Below are 18,367 nucleotides of genomic sequence, written 5' to 3'. Positions count from 1 at the left end.
ATGTACGAGCGCTACGGCCCGGCTGCCTGGGAGACCCATCCGGCGGCCCCGGAGGCGCCGTTGACCGACCCGGACCCCGAGGCCTGTCGCGTCCGGCCGACGGTGAAATGCCTCGTCGTCCGCGACGGGCGGGCGCTCTGCATCCGGTGGTCGAACGGCGACTGGTCGCTCCCGGGCGGCGGCGTCGAACCGGACGAGTCCGTCCACGCCGCCGCCGAGCGCGAGGTCCGCGAGGAGACGCGACTGGACGTGCGCGCCGTCGCGGTGCTGGACTGCTACTCGTACTTCCTCGACCGTCCGGACGGCGTCCAGCGCAACCTGACGACAGTCCTCCGCTGCGAGGAGCGCAACCGCCGGCCGGTGGACACCGACGCCAACCCCGTCGAGATCGAGGAGATCACCGCCCACGAGTGGGTACCGCTGGACGAGGTGGGCGAGCGTGTCGTCGGACGGGCGCTGGGGGACGTGCTGGCCCGGCACGTCGGGACGGGCTGAGCGGTCGACCGGCCATCGACTGTATGCGAACCTTGACAGTTATGCGTGAGATATTCAAGTAATAATCCCGTCACATACTGAACCCAGGACGTATGAGAATTGCTTCGAAGAGACTACGTGTACCGGCGTGACTCCACCGCCAGCGCGACCATCCCGACCACGAGGACGACGATGGCCCCCAGCAGGACGGTCCCGTTGCCCGCGGCGGTCCCGAGAACGATGCCGGACCACCCGACCGCACCGACGCCGTGGGCACCGCCGACCAGCCGCTTCCCGCGGCGGAGGTAGACCGCCGCGCCGACCCAGAGCCCGACCGCCAGCGCGAGCGCCGAGAGCGCGACCGGGCGGACTCGCAGCGCACCCAGCTCGACGAACGGCACCACCGGCTGGAGCAGGAACAGCAGGCCCGCGAGGCCGACGAACGCGCCCGTCACGAGCGGCCCGGGGTCGAGGTCGGCGAGCGAGACCGCCTCCAGGCCCGCCGGGGCGAGGTCGTCACCGGCGCCCCCGAGGCCGCCGTTCGGACCGAGGTCGTCGTACTCCGACGCATCGTCCTCCGGCGGGTCGTCCCGGCTCACAGCAGGCGGTACCCCCCGTCGCTCGTCCGGGTCACCTCGCCCGCCCGTTCGAGTTTCCCGAGGAGACGGTCCACGTAGTCGGCCGGGACACCGTGGTCGGCGGCGAACTCCCGGACTGCCGTCCCGTCGGGCGCGTCCAGCTCCCGGAGCGCCGTCCGGACGGCTTCCTCCCGCGAGAGACTCCGCTCCCGGCCCGACTCGGCGCGCTCGCCCGCCGCCTCCACCTCGTCGGGGTCCAGCCCGGACGCCGCGAGGAACGCCTCGTCGCTCATCCCCGACTCCATCGCCGTCTCGCCGAGGCGCTCGAACGAGTCGAGGTCGCGGGCGGCGTCGGCGAACCCGCCGCGCTTCGCGAGCAGCCGCGACCGCGCGTCCTTCGCGGCCTCGGCGGTGTCGCAGGTGACGAACTTCTTGAGCTTCTTGTGCCGGTGTCGTGTCTCGCAACGCGGGCAGGACGTGGTGTCGGGCCGCCCCTCCACGACCCACAGCGCCTCGCAGTTCGAACACCCGACGACCGCGTACATGGACGGGGATAGGGCGTCCCCGGGTTTGAATCCGCGGACCGACCCGTGAGCTGCAGGCGATGGCTGTGTCGACTGGTTCGACCGGCGTCACTGGACGAGCAGGGAGGAAGCCACGGGACGCTCTACCGACGGACGGCCTCAGACCGGGTCGACGCCACGGATCTCGAAGCGGGCCCCGCCGCGCTCGCTCTCGACGGCACGCACCTCCCAGCCGTGAGCCGTGACGATCTCCTCGACGATGGCCAGTCCGAACCCGGTCCCACCGTCGGCAGTGGTGTGGCCGGTCTCGAAGACCCGGTCGCGGCGGTCAGCCGAGATCCCGGGACCGTCGTCGGCAACGTAGAACCCGTCGCCATCCGCGAGCGCGCCGACGCGGACCGTCACGCCGGCGTGCTCGTCGGAGGCGGCCGCATCGGACTCCGTGGAGCCGTGCTCCACCGCATTCCGGAAGAGGTTCTCCAGCACCTGCGTCAGCCGGTCGGGATCGGCCTCGAACCGGAGATCCGAGCCGACCTCGAGCGTGGCGTCGCGCTCGCCGGGCTCGACCCGTGACCAGCAGTCCTGGGCGAGCGCCGCGAGCGAGACCGGTTCGGTCCCCCCGATATCGCGCCCCTCGCGGGCCAGCGTCAGGAGGTCGGCGATCATCCGCTCCATCCGCGCCTGCTCGTCGGCGACCGCGTCGAGGTGGCGGTTCTCCCCGTCGAGCTGCGCACGGGCGACCTCGAGCTGGGCGCTCGCGGCGTTCAGCGGGTTCCGGAGGTCGTGCGACACGGCGCTGGCGAACCGGTCGAGCCGCTCGTTCTGTCGCTCCAGGGCGCGCCGCTGTCGCTCGGTCTCGGACACGTCAACGAGGACGAGGCGGCGCCCGTGACTGGTGCCCCCCAGCTCGACCGATGTCGTCGACGGACGGTAGTACCGCGTCTCGCCGTCGCTGGCTACGGGCACCACCGGCGGGTCGGAGTCGACGGGTGCGCCGGGGTCGCCGGCTGCCGCATCGTCGGCCGGCGCAGCGTCGGCGTCGGGGACCGGCTCGCCGCCGCGGTCGGCCACGTCGAGGGGGGTCGCCAGCGCCGGCACCACACTCGAGAGGGGCTGGCCGCTCCCCGTCTCCAGCGCCGGGAACGCGGCCACAGCCTGTTCGTTGTAGTCGCGGACGTGGTCGTCCCCGTCGAGCACGATGACGGGGTCGTCGACGTCGCTCGTGAGGCGGACCGCCGTGAACCGTTCGGTGTAGAGGACCAGCGCCCCGACGGCGAAGACGGCCACCCCGAGCGGCTCGTGGGTGATCTCGATGAGGAACGGGGTGGCGTAGCCGACCAGGTCCAGCCCGATGGGGAGGCCGACGAGGACCAGCAGCGCGAACAGCGGCCCCGTGTCGGCGCCAGCCCGGCGGAACCGGTCGAACAGCGCGAAGCCGCCGAACCCCGTCAGGGTGTAGGCCAGTCCCGCGACGATCCAGTGGAGCGCCCCGGGTTCGACCGCCAGATGCGGGAACGGTGTCGCGGCCGGCATCGGGGTGACGTAGAGGCCGTGGAGCGGGTTGGTCACCTTCAGGAGCGAGATGGCGACGAAGGCGACGACGGCGACCCGGCGGTAGGTGGGGTCCCGGTGGAGGGTCCGGCCGGTGTACGCCGAGCAGAAGTAGAGCCAGGGGCCGACCGTCGCCAGCCCGACCACCAGCCCGCCGAGGTAGAAGGCCATCTTCAGCCCGTTCGCCGGGGCCAGGAGGAACCCGACGTGCGTGGCGGCCCAGCCGCCGCTCAGCGCAAGCAGCCAGACCAGCCCGCGCCGTGTCTCGGGGTCCGTGATGTCACGGGCGAGCGCGAGACTGCCGAAGCAGACCAGCGCCGCGCCGCCGAACGCCAGCACGTACACGAGCAAGAGCGGGTCGATACCCGAAGGCAGCACTACCCCAATGCAGGGGCCGTTGCCGCATAAGCCTGCGGTCTATCGGTCAGCCACGGAGGACGCTCAGCAGGGTCACGGCGCCGGCCAGCAACAGCACGAGCGCGAGCGGCGACCCGACGCCGGCGAGCCGGAAGACGGCGTAGGCGACGCCGGCACCGAGCGCCGCGAGCAGGCCGCTCGCCGCCGCATGGATGGCGACGACGCGGAGCACGCTCGCCCGGCGACCGAGCTGCTCGCCCAGCCCGACCGCGTGCTCGGCAGTGTCCCAGGCCACCAGTCCGGCGCCCGCAGCGACGAGCAGCGCAGCAGCGTCGGCGCCGAACGCGCCCGCCAGCAGCGTCCCCGCCAGCAGCGCGAGGCCGCCGCCGCCGACGGCGTCCCGGCGACCGGACCGCGTCCCGACGGCGAGCAGTCCGAGCCCGAGCGCACCCGCGAGCGCCGCCGGGCCGCCCGCCAGCAGCGCGAGCGCTGAGACGGCCCCCGGGAGCAGCACCACCGCCAGCGCCGCACGCGGCGGGCGCGGGTCGAACCGGTCGTCCCCGCCCTCGTCCCGGTCGGCCCCCGTCCCGGGTCGCTCGTTCGGGTCGCCGGCCACCACCCCGGACCCGGCGTCGGCGCTCACGCCGACCACCGCCGGTCGGCCCGCACGAGGGCGGCCGCGAGCGGTTCCGCCCCCCAGTCGACGACACGGAGGCCGGCCCCGCGTAGCGTCGAGAGCCGCCGGTCGCGCTCGATTGCGGCCAGTGTCCGGCCTGCCGTGTCCCCCGCGGTCGGGTCGGGACTCACGACCGTCACGCGATGGCCGTAGGCGTCCAGCCGCCGGGCGAGGTCGACGAGCCGGTCGTCGACCAGTGGGCTGAACAGCAGCACCTGGGCGTCCGCCGGGAGCCGTCGCTCCACCCGGCGGCGGGCGATGCTCGGGAGGAAGGTCCCGTCCGGCGGCATCGGATCGAACGCCGGATGCGTGCCGAGCAGGTCACGGGCCCGGGCCCGGTGTTCGCTGCCCGTTCCGGGGCCGAGCCAGCACGGTGTCGGCCCCCAGGCCGCGATGCCGGCCCGGTCGCCGGCGTCCAGCAGCGCGGTGAACGCCGTCCCCGCGGCGGCCACGCTCCGCTCGAGGGCCGTCGGTGCGCCGGGGGCGGGCGCCTGGTACGCCGATTCGCGCGTGTCCAGCAGGCAGACGACCGTCGCGGCCCGCTCCTCGCGGAACTGACGGGTCGCGAATTCGCCCGTCCGGGCGACCCGCGCCCAGTCGACCCGGGAGAGCGGGTCGCCGGGGCGGTACTCGCGGACGGAGTGGAACTCCGCGCCGGACCCCCCGAGATCGGTCGTGACGCGGCCGCTGAAGCCGGTCGTCTGCGGGCGGAGCGGGACCGAGCCCCCCTCGTCGAGCCGCGGCACGCAGACGAGCGTCCCGGTGTTGGCCGCCGGGTTCCCGTCGCCGTCGGTATCGTCGTCGGCCCCGGTGTCGGCGGCGTCGTCGGAATCGTCGGCGACCTCGATGTCGGCGGCGGCGGGATCGTCACGGGCCGTGGTGCCCGGCGGGTCCGCGGGCACCGCCACCTCCCGCTCGACCGCCCCCGAGAACCCCCGCAGGAGGACCGTCGCCGGGGTGAAGCGGTGCCGGCCGCGGCTGGCCCGGACCTCGTACGAGAACGTCGCCCGCTTGCCCGGTCGGAGCGCGGTGGCGTGGCGGGGCGTCCCCTCGGCGACCGTCAGCGCGCCGGGGACCCCGTCCACGACCCGCACGTCGGGGAGCAGCGCGTCGCCGACGTTCGCGACGGTGACGGTGACGCGGACGGACTCGTCGGGGTCGGCCCGCTCCCGCGCGACCTCGCGCTCGACGGCGACCGCCGCCGTCGGTGGCCCGGCGGCGCGCGCGGCCCCGCCGAACAGGACGCCGGCCGCGCCCGCGAGGAGCAGCGACGGCCGCGACAGCAACACCCCGAGCGCGCCCGCCAGCAGCGCGAACGCCGTCACGCCACGCCACCGCAGGGTCGCCCGCTCGATGCTCCCGCCCGGCGTCGCCCGGTTCCCCGGGTCGCGGGGGTCACCCAGATGCGGGCCACCGGTCCCGCTACTCACCTCCGCCACCCCCGTCGGCGGCGGCGCGGTCGACACGGTCGGCGTTCGTGGTGGTGCCGGCCGTCCCCCTCCCCCCAGGGGGACCGTCGCCGGACGCGCCCGGGGCCTCGCGAGCCCCGGCCCCGGGCGGCGGCACCTCGCGTTCGGCGTGGGCCGCGATGGCGGCGACGACACGGCGCGCCCGGCGGGAGAACGCCAGGTCCGAGCCGAACGCGTCCCTGAGCCGTGCCTCGACCGACAGATCCCGCTCCGCCGCCGGGACGAAGAAACTCGACGCGCGCTCGTCGGCGGTCCATGTGCCGGCTTCGAGGTGGTCGCGGGCGGTCGCCTCGTCCAGCCCGCGGGCGACGAGCACCTCGACGGCGAGCGCCTCGAGCCGCTCGCGGACCGCCGCGCGCTCCTCGTTGCGCCGCTTGACCCGCAGGTCCGGGAGATCGGCCAGCAGCCTGTCGAACTCGTCGCCCGGGACGGCCGCACGGAACCGGCGCTCGGCGTCAGGCGGGTCGGCCGCCCGACCCTCGCTGCGCACCCGGGCGAGGACCGCGAACAGCCCCTGGACCGCCGCGACCAGGGCCAGTGCGGTCACCAGAGCGCGGTCGGACCGGATGCCGACCAGGTTCGCGAGCGACGGCTCCACCAGCACGGCCACGCCACCGAGGACCGCGACGGCGCCGACGGCCGCGAGGGCGTCGCGGACGTTCATCCGTCGTCCTCCGTTCCGGGGTCGTCGACCCACTCGTCGATCGATCCGCCGCCGGCCGCACCTGCCGGCCCGTCGACCGGTTCGTCGCCGTACGACCGCTCGATGCGGCGGAGCGCGGCGGTCGCGTTCGCGGCGCGCTCGTCGGTCGCCGGCCGGTCGCCGTAGCGGACCTCCTCGAAGAGGCGGGTCAGCTCGGCCACGTCCGTCCGGTCCATCCCGGCAGCGACCGCGGCGTCGGCGAACTCGGCCGGCGTGCTCGTGTCGGGGCTGTCGACGGGGAGGTCGGCGGTCATCTCGCGCCAGGCGCGGAAGACGGCGTTCTCCAGGTCGGCGTCCGCCTCGATGCGGTCGGCCGCCCGGCCGGCCGCGTCCGCCACGGCGCTCACGTCCGTCTCGGGCGGGTCCTCGGTGGACGCGGGGGTCTCGAGTTCGACCTCCTCGTCACCGCTCGCCCGGACGATCACCACGACCGCCCCGATGAGGGCGAGCCCGAGCACCACCAGCAGCGCCGTCGGCGGGTCGACCGCCCGCGTGACCGTCTCGCCCGCGCTCGCACCACCCCCGGACGGGGAGAGCCGCTCGGATGGGAGGGCACTGCCGCGGTCGGGGCTGCCGGCCCCATCGAGGAGCGACAGGAGGGCATAGAGGGCCAGCGCGGCCGCGGCGACCGCAGCCGCACCCCCGAGCAGCTGGCGGGGACCGTACTCGCGGTACAGCTCGTAGCAGCCGTAGGCCGTGAGGAGCAGGACGACGAGCGCGACGAGCGGGCCGAGCCACTCCGGCAGGTTCAGCTCCGGCGGGTCGACCGGCTCGAACCCGCCGCCGGGCCTGAACGACGAGTCCGACCCGATACCGGCCCCCTCACCGCTGCCGGAGCCGCCCCCCGAACCACCGGTCGGCGGGTTCAGGGTGGCGGCGACGCCGCCCAGCGCCAGCACCGCCAGGAGGGCCAGCAGCCCGCTCGCGACCTGCTCGCGGTTCACGCACGCCGGTAGTCCGCGACGGCGTTTAGACGTTCGGTCCGGGCGTGACGCCCGACCGCCGCGTTCTCCGGTGGAGCCTCGCCCCCGGGCCGGACGGCCCCACTCAGCCGTCGCGATGGCCGCCGCGGCGCCGTTCCAGCCACTCGACCACCCGGTCGGCGAGTGACTCGAACCGGTGGGTCCCGAACAGCGCCACCACCAGCGCGCCCACCGTGTCGAAGACGAGGTCGACGAGGCTGTCCCCGAGGCCGTACTGGACGAGTACGGGGTCCAGCGCGAGCGCCTCGGCGACCTCGCGGGCCATGAACTCCATGACCTCCCACAGGACGCCCGCCGCGAGCGTGAACAGCACGATGAAGACGGCGAGGAACCGCGGCGGGAAGTGGACGGCGTCGGAGTGGCGGTCCAGCGCCCGGACGGTCGCGTAGCCGACACCGGCCACCAGCATGGCCGAAAGCGTGTGGGTGGCGTGGTCGTACCACCAGACGCCGTCGTACAGTCCGAGCATCCCGAGGCTGTGCAGGAACAGCGCGAGCGTCAGGACGAACACCAGCCAGGAGTCGAGGTGGAGGTCGTGGTCGCGAGCCAGCACCGCGGGGAGGACGGTGACCGCCAGCGAGAGCGCCGCGTTCACCACGACGCTGAGGTTCCGCGTCGCTAGTCCCACCAGGAGGACGGCGACGATGGCGACCTGGAGCCCCCGGCTCGCCTGCCGGGAGTTCGGAAGGAGGGCCGTTCGACGCACGCCGGTCGATAGCCCGGGGAGTGACTTAACTGCCCGGCGCCCGGTGTGGGTCGGCGTCGCACGACACGTGTAAATCACGGCGCCACCAAGCGTGGTCGATGATGGCCACCACACACGTGCTGGTCGCCGCGGGGGTCGCGAGCCTGACGGCCCTCGTCGCGCCCGAGCACGCCCCCACGGCCGCCGCCGCGGCGGGGCTGGGCGGCCTGGTCCCCGACCTGGACATCTACGCCGGCCACCGGCGGACCCTCCACTTCCCGGTGTACGCCGCCGGGACGGCGCTCCTGGCGCTTGTGCTCGCCGTGATGGCCCCGTCGATGGCGACGGTTGCCGCGGCCGCGTTCCTGGGTGGCGCCGCGCTCCACGCGACCATGGACGCGTTCGGCGGCGGCCTCGAACTCCGGCCGTGGGAGGCCGGCTCCGAGCGAGCCGTCTACAGCCACTACCACGGCCGGTGGCTCGCCCCCCGGCGCTGGGTCCGCTACGACGGCGCGCCCGAGGACCTCCTCGTCGCCACCGTGGCGGCCGTCCCGACGGTGCTGCTGGTCGACGGGACGCTCCCGGTCGTCGGCGGCGTCCTGGCCGTCTCGACGGCCTACGTCGCGCTCCGGCGCCGACTGGCCGCGCTGTGGGCCCGGCTCGCGGACCACCTCGTCCCGCGACTCCCGCCGGACCTCCAGGACCACGTCCCGGAGCGGTTCGTCGAAGCCGACTGAGCGGAGGACCCCGGGGAGGATTCCGGGGAGCAGCCGGACGCGAATTATCCAGATAGGTATCCCATAAGATGCCAGAGTTCGCGACTATCAAGATATCCACACCGCTTGGGTAGAAGCCCGGCACCCCGATTTATACAGCTTCCCGTCGAACCCGTCCACCATGCAGTACGAGCGCGAGGACGCCGATTTCGAGTCCGAGGGGACGCTGTGCGCGGCGTGGCTCTACCGGCCGGAGGAGCCCGCGATGGCCGACACCGCGGACCCGCCGGTCGTGGTGATGGCCCACGGGTTCGCCGCCACGCGGGAGATGCGGTTGCCCGCGTTCGCCGAGGCGTTCGCCGAGCGCGGGTTCGCCGTCCTCCTGTTCGACTACCGGTCGTTCGGCGACAGTGCCGGCGAACCGCGCAACCTCGTCTCGCCGGACCGCCACCTCACGGACTGGCGCGCCGCGGTCGACCACGCCCGCTCGCTGGAGGGGGTCGACGGCGACCGGCTGGCGGTGTGGGGGTCGTCGTTCTCCGGCGGCCACGCGCTCGTCACGGCCGCCCGCGAGGACGCCGACGCGTACGTGGGGCAGGTGCCGTTCCTCGACGGGCTGCGGACGCTCCCGTACCTCGTCGAGCAGAACGGGCTCTCGTTCGGCATCGAGGCGACCGTCGCGGCGCTCGACGACTTCGCGCGCAAGTACACCTTCCGCGAGCCGCGGTACATCCCCGTCGTCGGCCAGCCGGGGGAGCTGGCGGCGCTCAGCACCCCCGGCTCCGAGGCGGGCTATCGGGCGCTCGTCCCCGACGACCTCGACGAGGACGAGTGGAACCGCTGTGCCGCGCGCATCCTGCTCACGGTGGCGACCTACCGGCCGGTCGAGCACGCCGGGCGGGTGGACTGCCCGGCGCTGCTGGTCGAGGCGCGCGAGGACCAGCTCGTCCCGGGGAGCGCCGTCGACGCGACGGTCCAGCGCCTCGACGACGTCGAGCGGGTCCGCATCGACGGCGACCACTTCGACCCCTACCACGACCGCTTCGAGGCGGTCGTCGAGCGCGAGGGCGCGTTCCTCGAGCGCCAGCTCGCGGACTGAATACGGTCGCTACAGGCGATGCTGTCGCCCGGGAGATGCCCGGCGCGGCACAGAAGAACGGGGGTCCTCGAACGCGTCAGGCGGGCAGCGGGACCGGCAGGGACGGCAGCTCGGGCGGCTGCGTCGGCGGGTCGGGGAGCGCCGGCGGTGACGGGCCGCCGCCGTCCTCCGGCGGGAGGCTGACCGAGCCGTCGCGGACCGGCGACTCGTAGGTCACGTTCGCGCCGCTCCCGTCACCCTCGACGGTCACGTTGACCGTTCGCTCGGCCCCGGTCGTCGGCGGGGAGGGAACACCCGGACCGGGAGCGTCCTCCGGCGGGAGGCTGACCGAGCCGTCGCGGGCCGGCGATTCGTAGCTCACCGTGGCGCCGCTCTCGTCGCCCTCGACGGTCACACCGACGCTCTCGCCGGCGGTGGTGGTCGGGGCACCGGGGGACGGGAGCTCGGGGTCCTCGGGCGGTTCCGGAGCCCCCGGGAGGCCGGGGCCGCCGTCCTCCGGCGGGACGGTGACCGACCGGCTCCGGTCGTTGGCGGTGACGTTGACGGTCGCCCCGTCGGAGTCACCCTCGACGGCGACGTCGACGTCGGCATCCTCGCCGGCCGCGGCGGCGGGCGCCGTGAGGGCACCCACCGCCACGACGGCGGCGACGGCGACGAACAGTACTGTCGTGAACGTGTCGCGCGATGTCATGCAGCAGTCCAGCACTGACTGACTGTTGGATTAGAATTTTCTCCGGGACTCACCGGCTTTTGAAGTGATACCGAACGGTCAGTCGAATACCTGTCCCGAAGCCCGAGTTTGAACGAACATTCAACCAGTTCCTGTGGACAGGATGCTGCCGCCCGGCTGGTGCCCGTGGCCGAGGGTGACAGCGAGGACGTGGGCGCCAAGCAGCAGCGGCAGCATCTCGAGCGAGCCGAGCAGCACGACCGGGTAGACGACCGGCAGCGCGACCGAGAGCCAGAACGCGGCCGTCCTGAGGAGGGCCACGAGACCCACCATCGACCGCTGCAGACCGCGCGGCACGGGGAGGGCAAGGGGGGCGGAGGTGTCGGGCATATCCAGTAGTGTGGACGGACAGGACATCAACCACCCGGAGGCACAAACAGCGGTTTGACCGATCCGGCGGCGTCCGGTCACTCCACGCCGGACTGGAGGTTCTCGAGCAGCTTGCCGACGAACAGCCCCATCCGGGGCGAGAGCGCGTCGCCGTCGCGGGGGCGGTCGGGAAGCGCCCGCAGCGACTCGACGAACGCACCGTCGTGCTCCATCGCCGCCAGCATGTCGCGCACGTCGACCACCATCCCCTCGTCGCTCGTGTCGAGGTCGGGGTAGCGCTCGCGCTCCCAGTCGGAGTAGTCGATGGTCCACGCCGGGCCGCCGACGGCCTCGATGGCGGTCTCGGCCGCACCGACGCGGAGCGGACCGTCCTCGTGCTGGACGTACACCTCCCCGTCCTCGATGCGTGTCCCGTACCGGACACCGCCGCCCGGCTCCCGACGCCCACGCCCGACCATGGCGTGCCAGTACGACACACGGACACATCAACGTTCGCAGTGGGACGGCCTGTCGATGCGGGTCGCTCGGGGACGGAACCACTCCGGGACCGGACGGGATACTCGCAGGGTGGACTGCTCGAGGAGAACGGCCGCAGGAACGCCACCTCCAGGGCTCGAACGAGTCGAGACGTTCCGGGTCGCTCACGCTGTTCGCTTCCCGGGCTGCGACTCGCCGGCTCGAGCCCTTCGGTGGCCGTCCGACCCGACGTAGCTGTCGCTCGCGGATGAAACCGCTCGCCGGAGAACGTCGGGCGGGACGCCACCTCCAGGGCTCGAACCTGGGACCACCTCGTGTCTGCGGCCCGCGGGCAACCCCGCGCACCTTAACAGCGAGGTGCTCTACCAACTGAGCTAAGGCGGCGCGCAATCAGGGGTAGAGCGGTCGGATAAAAACCGCTTTCGCTTCGCCGGCAGCGTGCGAGACGGCGCCACGACCCCGTCGGACCGCCACGCTTTCGACCGGGACCCGCCAACCCGCGGCCATGAGCGACGACGCCGACGCGGGTGGCGAGGACCCGTTCGACCGGGTCGTGGCCGGGGTCCGCGAGCGGGTCCTGCCGGACGACGCCGAGCGGGCCGAGATGGAGCGCGCCGCGACCGAGGTCGTCGAGCGCGCCGAGGCCGCCGTCGCGGACCTCGACGTCGAGGCCGACGTCGTGCGCGTCGGCTCGACCGCCCGCGGGACCTGGCTCTCGGGGGACCGCGACCTCGACGTGTTCGTCCGGTTCCCGCCGGACATCGAGCGCGCCGAACTGGAGCGCTACGGCCTGGAGGTCGGCCACACCGTCCTGCCAGACGGCCACGAGGAGTACGCCGAACACCCGTACGTGAAGGGCGAGGTGGACGGCTTCGACGTGGACCTCGTGCCGTGCTACCGGCTCGACGACGCGACGGCCATCCGGTCGGCCGTCGACCGGACGCCGTTCCACACGCAGTACCTCCGCGAGCGGCTCGACGGCGCGCTGGCGGCCGAGGTCGTGGTCGCGAAAGCGTTCCTGAAGGGCATCGGCGCGTACGGCTCCGACCTCCGGACGAAGGGGTTCTCGGGCTACCTCACGGAGCTGCTCGTCCTGGAGTACGGCGGCTTCCGCGCCCTCTGCGAGGCCGCGGCCGACGAGTGGCACCCGCCCGTCGAACTCGACCCCTCTTGCCACGGCCGCGCCTCGTTCGACGACCCGCTCGTGGTCATCGACCCCACCGACCCCGAGCGGAACGTGGCCGCGGTCTGCAGCGCCGAGGCGGTCGGGCGGCTGATCCACTACGCCCGCGACCTGCTGGCGGACCCCCGCGCGGCGCCCTTCGAGCCCCGCGACCTCGAACCGCTGGACGCGGCGGCCGTCCGCGATGCGGTGGCGGACCGCGGGACCCACCCCGTGGCGATCCGGTTCCGCGCGCCCGACGTGGTCGATGACCAGCTCTACCCGCAGCTCGACCGCTCGCTGGCCGGCCTCCGCGACGAACTCGAACGGCGAGGGTTCGAGCCCGTCCGCGCCGACCGGTTCGCACAGGACGCCGCGACGAGCGATGCGGCCGGCGAGGGCGACGGCGAACCGGTCGCGGCCCTGCTCGTGGAGTGCGCGGTCGCCGAGTTGCCGGCGGTCGAGCGACACGGGGGGCCACCGGTCGCGGTGCGCCAGCACGCCGAGGGGTTCTACGGGAAGTACGCCGACGACGAGACCGTCTACGGCCCGTTCCTCGACGGCGACCGGTACGTGGTCGAGCGCCCGCGCGACGTGCGGACGCCCGCGGGGCTGGCCGAGACGGAACTGTTCGACTGCTCGCTCGGCCCTCACGTCGAATCGTCCCTGGAGGACGGCTACGACGTGCTCGCGGGCGCGGCGGTGGCGGAACTGGCCGAGCCGTTCGGGGCGGAACTGGCCGCGTACTTCGACCCCGTCCCGTGAGGCGGCAGGTCGCCCGGCTGGGGGCCCGGGCCCGGCAGCGCACGGCGTCCTACTGCACCTTCGAACTGGTCGCCCGTGAGAGCATGTAGACGGCCACCGCACCCAGCACGAGGTCGAGCGCCAGCAGCACCGCCAGCGCCGGAACGACGGTGTCGAGCGCGCCGCCGTAGCCCAGCGACACCTCGATGACCGTCATCACGTCGGCGTCGAGGATGATGGCGCGGGCGGCGTCCACGCCGTAGGTGACGGGGTTGAGCGTCGCGACCGTCTGGATCCACCCCGGTAGCGCCTCCAGCGGCAGGAACGCCGAGGAGAGGAACAGGAGCGGGAACTGCAGCAGGTTCGCCGCGATGATGGTCGACTCCTGGTCCTTCGTCAGCACGGCCAGCGTGTTCGAGAAGGCGATGAACCAGAGCGAGAACAGGACGCCGACGGCGACGATGCCCAGCGCGCCGAGGACACCCGTCGCGACGTTCGCCCCGAGCGCCACGCCCAGTACGAGGATGATGCAGATCTGGATGCCGATGCGCAGCAGCTCCGCCATCGTCTTCCCGAGGAAGACCGCCGCCCGGTTCATCGGGCTGACGAGCACCTTCTCGAACATCCCCTCCTCGATGTCGTTGACGAGGCCGATGCCCGAGGTGACCGCGGCGGCCAGCGACACCTGGATGGCGATGGCCGGAACGAGGTACGTCTCGTAGGAGATGCCGCCCGGCAGCGCGCGGCCGGCGATGTTGCCGAACACCTGCGTGAACAGGACGAGGAAGATGATGGGCTGGACCAGCGAGACGACCAGGACGAACGGGTTGCGGACGGCCTTCAGGTTCCAGCGCTTGAAGTTGGTCCACACGTCGCCGAGGAAGGAGTTGGCCGAGCGCTCCAGCGTCGGGCCCTCGGCGGCGGTGGCTGCAGCGGTCGTGCCGCCGTCAGAGCGAAGCTCTGACGAGGCTCCGCCTTCGGCGGAACCGCCGTCGGGCGCCACCACCGGGCCGTCCGAGCCGCCATCGCCGGGCGCGCTCATGCCGTCACCTCCGCGGCCTCGGCGTCCTCGTCGGCCTCGTCCAGTTCCTCGCCGGTGATGGCGAGGAACACATCGTCGAGCGTCGGCGCGCGGATGTTGAACCCCGTGACGCCGATGCCCGCGTCGCGCAGCGCGACCAGCAGGTCCGTCCCGTGGGCACGGGCGTCCTCCGCGGTGACGGTGAGGCCGTCGGCCGTCGTCTCGACGGCCGCGTCGGTGAACAGGTCCGCCTCGCGGGCGACCGCGACGGCACGCTGGCGGGGGTCGGCGTCGCCATCGTCCGCGCCGGCAGCGGCGTCCCCGCTCCCGGGGTCGACACCCTCGACGCCGGCCAGTTCGATGTCGAGGATCTCGCCGCCGACGCGGCGCTTCAGCTCGTCCGGCGAGCCCGTCGCGACGATCTCGCCCTCGGCGATGACCGAGAGGCGGTCGCAGAGCTGGTCGGCCTCCTCGAGGTACTGGGTCGTGAGGAAGACCGTCGTGCCCTGCTCGTTGATGCGCCGGAAGTAGTCCCAGAGGCGGTTGCGCGCCTTCGGGTCCAGCCCGGTGGTCGGCTCGTCGAGGAAGACCAGCGGCGGCCGGTGGACCAGGGCTGTCGCGGCGTCCAGCCGCTTCTTCATCCCGCCGGAGAACTCGTCGGCCTCCTTGTCGGCCACGTCCGCGAGGTCCGCCAGGTCGAGCAGCTCGTCGATGCGCTCGGCGCGCTCGCCCCGGGGGACCCCGTAGGCCTCGCACGCGAACCGGATGTTCTCGCGGGCGGTCAGCTCGGGGTCGACGCTGGTCTCCTGGGCCATGTAGCCGATGGATTCGCGGACCTTCCGGGACTCGGTCGCGACGTCGAAGCCGTTGACGCGCACGCTGCCGCCGGTCGGCGAGAGCAGCGTCGAGAGCGTCTTGATAGTAGTGGTCTTCCCGGCCCCGTTCGGCCCGAGGAAGCCGAAGAACTCCCCACGCGGGACGTGGAGGTCCACCCCCCGAACCGCGCGGGTGCCGTCGCTGTAGGTCACCTCGATGCCCTCCCCGGCGATGGCGTACGCGTCGTCCGTGGCGCGCTCGCGGTCCGTCGTGGCCCCGTCGGCCGTGACCGCCTCGCCAGTCCCGTTCGTCCGTCGTGTGTCTGTCTCCTGTGTCATGCTGCGGGGATGCCGCTCGTGTCGCGGGCGGCGCGCGTAGTTCCCAGTACGGCTCGTAGGGCCGCCTGCGGGTTATATGTGGGCGTTCACGGGGACGAACCTGCTACGAGTCCGTGAAGCCAGGGCGAGCCGGTGGGGCGTCACGGGGACGCGGTCAGTCGTCGTCCGCCTCGGCGCTCGCGCCGGGCGCGGCCGTCTCACCCTCGGCCCCGCCGTCGACGGGTTCGAGCCGGTGCTCGTGGGCCCAGCGGTGGATGTGGCCGAACGCGGGGAACAGGGCCTCGGCCTTCTCGGTCGCCTCGTACTCGACGCGCGGTGGGATCTCGTCGTAGGAGGTCCGGGTGAGCAGGCCCGCCCCGACGAGCTCCTTCAGGCGCGCGGAGAGCGTGTTCGGCGAGACGCCGAGTTCGTCCTCCAGCTCGGAGAACCGCCACGGCTCCGTCGACAGCGCGAACGTCCGCAGGATGCCGATGGTGTGGGCCCTGCCGAACAGCTCCAGCAGGTCCGAGACGGTCGCCTCCATCCGCTCGCGCTCCTCGGCAGAGAGGGACTCCCGCTTCGCGATGGCCGCCTCGCGGCCGCGGGGCAGATCCGGGTCCATACGTCCCGATGGTGCGCGACCGCCCTTACGCTTGTGTTCGGATAGTGTATGGCTTCTCTAAGCGTATCTATGGTCGAACACCCCCGCAGACCCCACTACGAGGTCGTGAAGTGGATCGTATATCTGCCATCGTGCCGTATCGGTGGGTATGCGAATCACCGTCTTCGGCGCGTCGGGGCGGACCGGCGTCCCACTCGTGCGGCAGGCGCTCGACCGCGGACACGAGGTCGTGGCCTTCGTCCGCTCGCCCGACGGGTTCCCCGTCGCCGGCGAGGGGCTGACCGTCGTCGAGGGCGACGCCTACACCGGCGATGGCGTGACCGAGGCGGTCTCCCCCCGAGGACAGTCTGTCGACGCCGTGGTGAGCGTCCTCGGGCAGACCGGGGACGGGCCGGACGACCTGCTGACGGTCGCCGGCGACCGCATCACGCAGGCGATGGCGGAGGCCGGCGTCGAACGGTTCGTCACGCTCGTCGGCGCGGGCGTCCGCGAGCCGGGCGAATCGCCGAGCCTCCAGGACCGCGTGATGGGCGGCCTCCTCAAACTGCTCGTCCGCGAGGTGCTCGCGGACGCCGAGACCCACGTCGAACACGTCCGCGCGACCGACCTCGACTGGACCGTCGTCCGGGCGCCCCGGCTGGTCGACGGCGAGGGCGAGGGGGACTACCGCGCCGGCGACATCGACCTCGGCTTCGAGTCCGTCGCGCGAGCGGACGTGGCCCGGCTCATCCTCGACTGCCTGGAGGGCGACCTGTATCGCCGCGAGCTCCCGAAGGTCGGGGGGCCGGAGTGATGGCCGGGAGGGTCCTCGTCACCGGCGCGACCGGGACGGTCGGTCGGCACGTCGTGGGCGAACTCCACGACCGCGGCGTCCCCGTCCGGGTCGCCTCGCGCGACCCGGAGCGCGCGCTGGCCGACCTCGGGTTCGACGTCGTCGAGGAGGCGACAGACGGCGGCGTCGCCGACGCTGCCGCGGGGGAGCGCGCCGGGACAGCGGGGGAGGCGGCCGGCGACCCCCCGGCCGTGGAGGCCGTCCGCTTCTCCTTCGACGAGCCCGAGACGTACGGCCCGGCGCTCGCGGGCGTGTCGGAGGTGTTCCTGGTCCGGCCGGGCGACGTGAGCGCCGTCGAGGACCGGATGTTCCCGTTCGTGGACCGCCTCGCGGAGGCGGGCGCGTCGTGCGTGCTGCTCTCCGTGCAGGGTGCCGACCGGAACCCGTGGCTCCCGCACGCGCGGCTGGAGGCACGCCTCCGCGAGCGCGGCGTGGCGTCGACGTTCGTCCGTGCGGGCTTCTTCATGGACAACCTGCACACGTTCCACCGGCGGGCCATCTGGGGGAGCGACGAGATCTGGGTGCCCGCCGGCGGCGCCGCGCTGGCGATGGTCGACGCCCGCGACGTGGCCGCCGTCGGCGTCGCGGCGCTGGTGGGGGAGGCCGGCCCCGGGGTCGACCCGACTGCGGAACTGGAGCCGGGGGTGGCGGCCTACGAGCCGACGGGGCCCGAGCGGCTCACGTTCGACGACGTGGCCGCGGTGCTGAGCGCGGAACTCGGTCGCGAGGTCGAGTACGTCCGACCCTCCGTCCCGCGGTTCCTCTGGCACTCCGACCGCCTGGGCGACGACCTCGGGTTCGCGCTCGTCCAGTGTGTCATCTACACCATCGCGCGCCTCCGGGGGCAGTCCGAGCCGACCGACGACGTGCGCCGCGCGACGGGGGCGGAGCCCCGTGAAATCCACGACTACGCCCGCTTCCACCGGGACGCGTGGGCCTAGAACGGACCCGGGGCGGCTCCGGATGACGCCCGATGGGGGGCACGGACCTCGGTGGGGCCATATGGCACTCTCAGGTTTATGCTCCTGGCGCGCGTACGTGCGGCATGGCAACTCGAATAGAGGAATCAGCGGTCGTGGAGTCGGAGCGGGAGTCCGTAGCGGCGACGCTCGGGTCGTTCCGCCGCCGGGTCGGCATCGGCTTCGTGGCCGCCGTCCTCGCCAACCTGCTGTTGCTCGGTGGCGCACGGGTCGCGGGCGTGGCCGCCTTCGAGCCGCTCGGCATCGTCCCCGTGGCCCTCGCCACCGCGGTCGCGGTGCTCGGCGGGGCCGTCCTCTACGCCGTACTCGCGCGGTACACAGCGCGTCCGAAGCGCAACTTCACCGCCCTCGCGACGGTCGTGGTGCTGGCCTCCGCCGTCACGCTCAACTTCGCGTCCACGCTCCCCGGCGCGACGACCGCGGGCGTGGCCGTGCTGGGCGTGATGCACGTCGTCGCGTACGCCGTCGTCGTGGCCGTGCTGACGGACCGGCAGCCGCTCGCGTGAGCGCCGCCGATCACG

The 18,367-nt window shown here is 73.4% G+C and carries 21 protein-coding genes and 1 tRNA gene; 7 read left to right on the top strand and 15 right to left on the bottom strand.

Translation table 11 applies throughout. From position 1 onward, the window contains the following. A complete protein-coding gene (locus P2T62_RS03015) occupies positions 1-495 on the top strand; it encodes an NUDIX hydrolase (RefSeq protein ID WP_276260012.1) in 495 nt (164 codons plus the stop codon). A 113-nt stretch (positions 496-608) separates the two neighbouring features. Here the strand turns inward: P2T62_RS03015 and P2T62_RS03010 are convergent, their stop codons facing one another. The 8 genes from P2T62_RS03010 to P2T62_RS02975 form a co-directional block, all read right to left on the bottom strand. After that, positions 609-1,073, bottom strand: coding sequence for a hypothetical protein (locus tag P2T62_RS03010; protein WP_276260011.1), 465 nt, complete (start codon positions 1,071-1,073; stop codon positions 609-611). Continuing rightward, entirely contained in the window at positions 1,070-1,597 is a 528-nt protein-coding gene (locus P2T62_RS03005) for a DUF5817 domain-containing protein (RefSeq protein WP_276260010.1), read from the bottom strand. Before P2T62_RS03005 ends, P2T62_RS03010 begins: the two co-directional genes overlap by 4 nt. Positions 1,598-1,735: 138 nt before the next feature. Continuing rightward, the gene (locus tag P2T62_RS03000; RefSeq protein WP_276260009.1) at positions 1,736-3,505 is read right to left on the bottom strand and encodes a sensor histidine kinase; all 1,770 of its coding nucleotides are present in this window, start codon (positions 3,503-3,505) and stop codon (positions 1,736-1,738) included. Between the two features lie 46 nt (positions 3,506-3,551). Continuing rightward, positions 3,552-4,127 (bottom strand): DUF7519 family protein, encoded by a 576-nt coding sequence (locus P2T62_RS02995; protein ID WP_276260008.1) that lies wholly within the window; start codon positions 4,125-4,127, stop codon positions 3,552-3,554. Next, positions 4,124-5,590 carry a DUF58 domain-containing protein gene (locus P2T62_RS02990; RefSeq protein WP_276260007.1) on the bottom strand — a complete coding sequence of 489 codons (1,467 nt, stop codon included), beginning with the start codon at positions 5,588-5,590 and terminating at the stop codon, positions 4,124-4,126. The genes P2T62_RS02995 and P2T62_RS02990 overlap by 4 nt, the downstream gene beginning before the upstream one ends. Continuing rightward, positions 5,583-6,293 (bottom strand): DUF7269 family protein, encoded by a 711-nt coding sequence (locus P2T62_RS02985; protein ID WP_276260006.1) that lies wholly within the window; start codon positions 6,291-6,293, stop codon positions 5,583-5,585. Before P2T62_RS02985 ends, P2T62_RS02990 begins: the two co-directional genes overlap by 8 nt. Next, entirely contained in the window at positions 6,290-7,276 is a 987-nt protein-coding gene (locus P2T62_RS02980) for a DUF4129 domain-containing protein (RefSeq protein ID WP_276260005.1), read from the bottom strand. Before P2T62_RS02980 ends, P2T62_RS02985 begins: the two co-directional genes overlap by 4 nt. 103 nt (positions 7,277-7,379) lie before the next feature. Then, positions 7,380-8,021 (bottom strand): DUF2238 domain-containing protein, encoded by a 642-nt coding sequence (locus P2T62_RS02975; protein ID WP_276260004.1) that lies wholly within the window; start codon positions 8,019-8,021, stop codon positions 7,380-7,382. Positions 8,022-8,119: 98 nt separating this feature from the next. On the opposite strand from P2T62_RS02975, the gene P2T62_RS02970 reads away from it, so the two are divergent. Both P2T62_RS02970 and P2T62_RS02965 read left to right on the top strand, forming a co-directional pair. Continuing rightward, positions 8,120-8,737: a metal-dependent hydrolase gene (locus P2T62_RS02970; RefSeq protein ID WP_276260003.1), complete on the top strand. Its 618-nt coding sequence runs from the start codon at positions 8,120-8,122 to the stop codon at positions 8,735-8,737. A gap of 160 nt (positions 8,738-8,897) precedes the next feature. Continuing rightward, positions 8,898-9,815 (top strand): alpha/beta hydrolase, encoded by a 918-nt coding sequence (locus P2T62_RS02965; protein WP_276260002.1) that lies wholly within the window; start codon positions 8,898-8,900, stop codon positions 9,813-9,815. Positions 9,816-9,891: 76 nt separating this feature from the next. Here P2T62_RS02965 and P2T62_RS02960 read toward each other — a convergent pair whose 3' ends face one another. The 4 genes from P2T62_RS02960 to P2T62_RS02945 form a co-directional block, all read right to left on the bottom strand. After that, complete coding sequence (locus P2T62_RS02960) at positions 9,892-10,506, bottom strand: hypothetical protein (RefSeq protein WP_276260001.1); 615 nt, start codon at positions 10,504-10,506, stop codon at positions 9,892-9,894. A gap of 120 nt (positions 10,507-10,626) precedes the next feature. Then, positions 10,627-10,902: a DUF8028 family protein gene (locus P2T62_RS02955; protein WP_276260000.1), complete on the bottom strand. Its 276-nt coding sequence runs from the start codon at positions 10,900-10,902 to the stop codon at positions 10,627-10,629. Positions 10,903-10,952: 50 nt separating this feature from the next. Then, positions 10,953-11,333: a hypothetical protein gene (locus P2T62_RS02950; RefSeq protein WP_276259999.1), complete on the bottom strand. Its 381-nt coding sequence runs from the start codon at positions 11,331-11,333 to the stop codon at positions 10,953-10,955. Positions 11,334-11,632: 299 nt separating this feature from the next. Beyond that, positions 11,633-11,736, bottom strand: a tRNA-Asn gene (locus P2T62_RS02945). Positions 11,737-11,857: 121 nt separating this feature from the next. Here P2T62_RS02945 and cca point away from each other — a divergent pair. Beyond that, the gene (cca, locus tag P2T62_RS02940) at positions 11,858-13,279 is read left to right on the top strand and encodes a CCA tRNA nucleotidyltransferase (protein WP_276259998.1); all 1,422 of its coding nucleotides are present in this window, start codon (positions 11,858-11,860) and stop codon (positions 13,277-13,279) included. Positions 13,280-13,328: 49 nt separating this feature from the next. Here the strand turns inward: cca and P2T62_RS02935 are convergent, their stop codons facing one another. The 3 genes from P2T62_RS02935 to P2T62_RS02925 form a co-directional block, all read right to left on the bottom strand. Next, positions 13,329-14,300 (bottom strand): ABC transporter permease, encoded by a 972-nt coding sequence (locus P2T62_RS02935; protein ID WP_276259997.1) that lies wholly within the window; start codon positions 14,298-14,300, stop codon positions 13,329-13,331. After that, a complete protein-coding gene (locus P2T62_RS02930; RefSeq protein WP_276259996.1) occupies positions 14,297-15,433 on the bottom strand; it encodes an ABC transporter ATP-binding protein in 1,137 nt (378 codons plus the stop codon). The genes P2T62_RS02935 and P2T62_RS02930 overlap by 4 nt, the downstream gene beginning before the upstream one ends. Positions 15,434-15,587: 154 nt before the next feature. After that, positions 15,588-16,034 (bottom strand): winged helix-turn-helix transcriptional regulator, encoded by a 447-nt coding sequence (locus tag P2T62_RS02925; RefSeq protein WP_276259995.1) that lies wholly within the window; start codon positions 16,032-16,034, stop codon positions 15,588-15,590. 148 nt (positions 16,035-16,182) lie between these two features. Between P2T62_RS02925 and P2T62_RS02920 the strand changes: the two genes are divergently transcribed. The 3 genes from P2T62_RS02920 (at position 16,183) to P2T62_RS02910 (ending at position 18,352) form a co-directional block, all read left to right on the top strand. Next, positions 16,183-16,827: an NAD(P)-dependent oxidoreductase gene (locus tag P2T62_RS02920; protein ID WP_276259994.1), complete on the top strand. Its 645-nt coding sequence runs from the start codon at positions 16,183-16,185 to the stop codon at positions 16,825-16,827. Beyond that, positions 16,827-17,807, top strand: coding sequence for an NmrA family NAD(P)-binding protein (locus tag P2T62_RS02915; RefSeq protein ID WP_276259993.1), 981 nt, complete (start codon positions 16,827-16,829; stop codon positions 17,805-17,807). Before P2T62_RS02920 ends, P2T62_RS02915 begins: the two co-directional genes overlap by 1 nt. 104 nt (positions 17,808-17,911) lie before the next feature. After that, entirely contained in the window at positions 17,912-18,352 is a 441-nt protein-coding gene (locus P2T62_RS02910) for a DUF6069 family protein (protein ID WP_276259992.1), read from the top strand. Positions 18,353-18,367 lie beyond the last annotated feature (15 nt).

This window comes from Haloglomus litoreum, from assembly GCF_029338515.1.
In the GTDB taxonomy this organism is placed as follows: domain Archaea; phylum Halobacteriota; class Halobacteria; order Halobacteriales; family Haloarculaceae; genus Haloglomus; species Haloglomus litoreum.
This window is presented reverse-complemented; position numbering and strand designations above follow the sequence as displayed.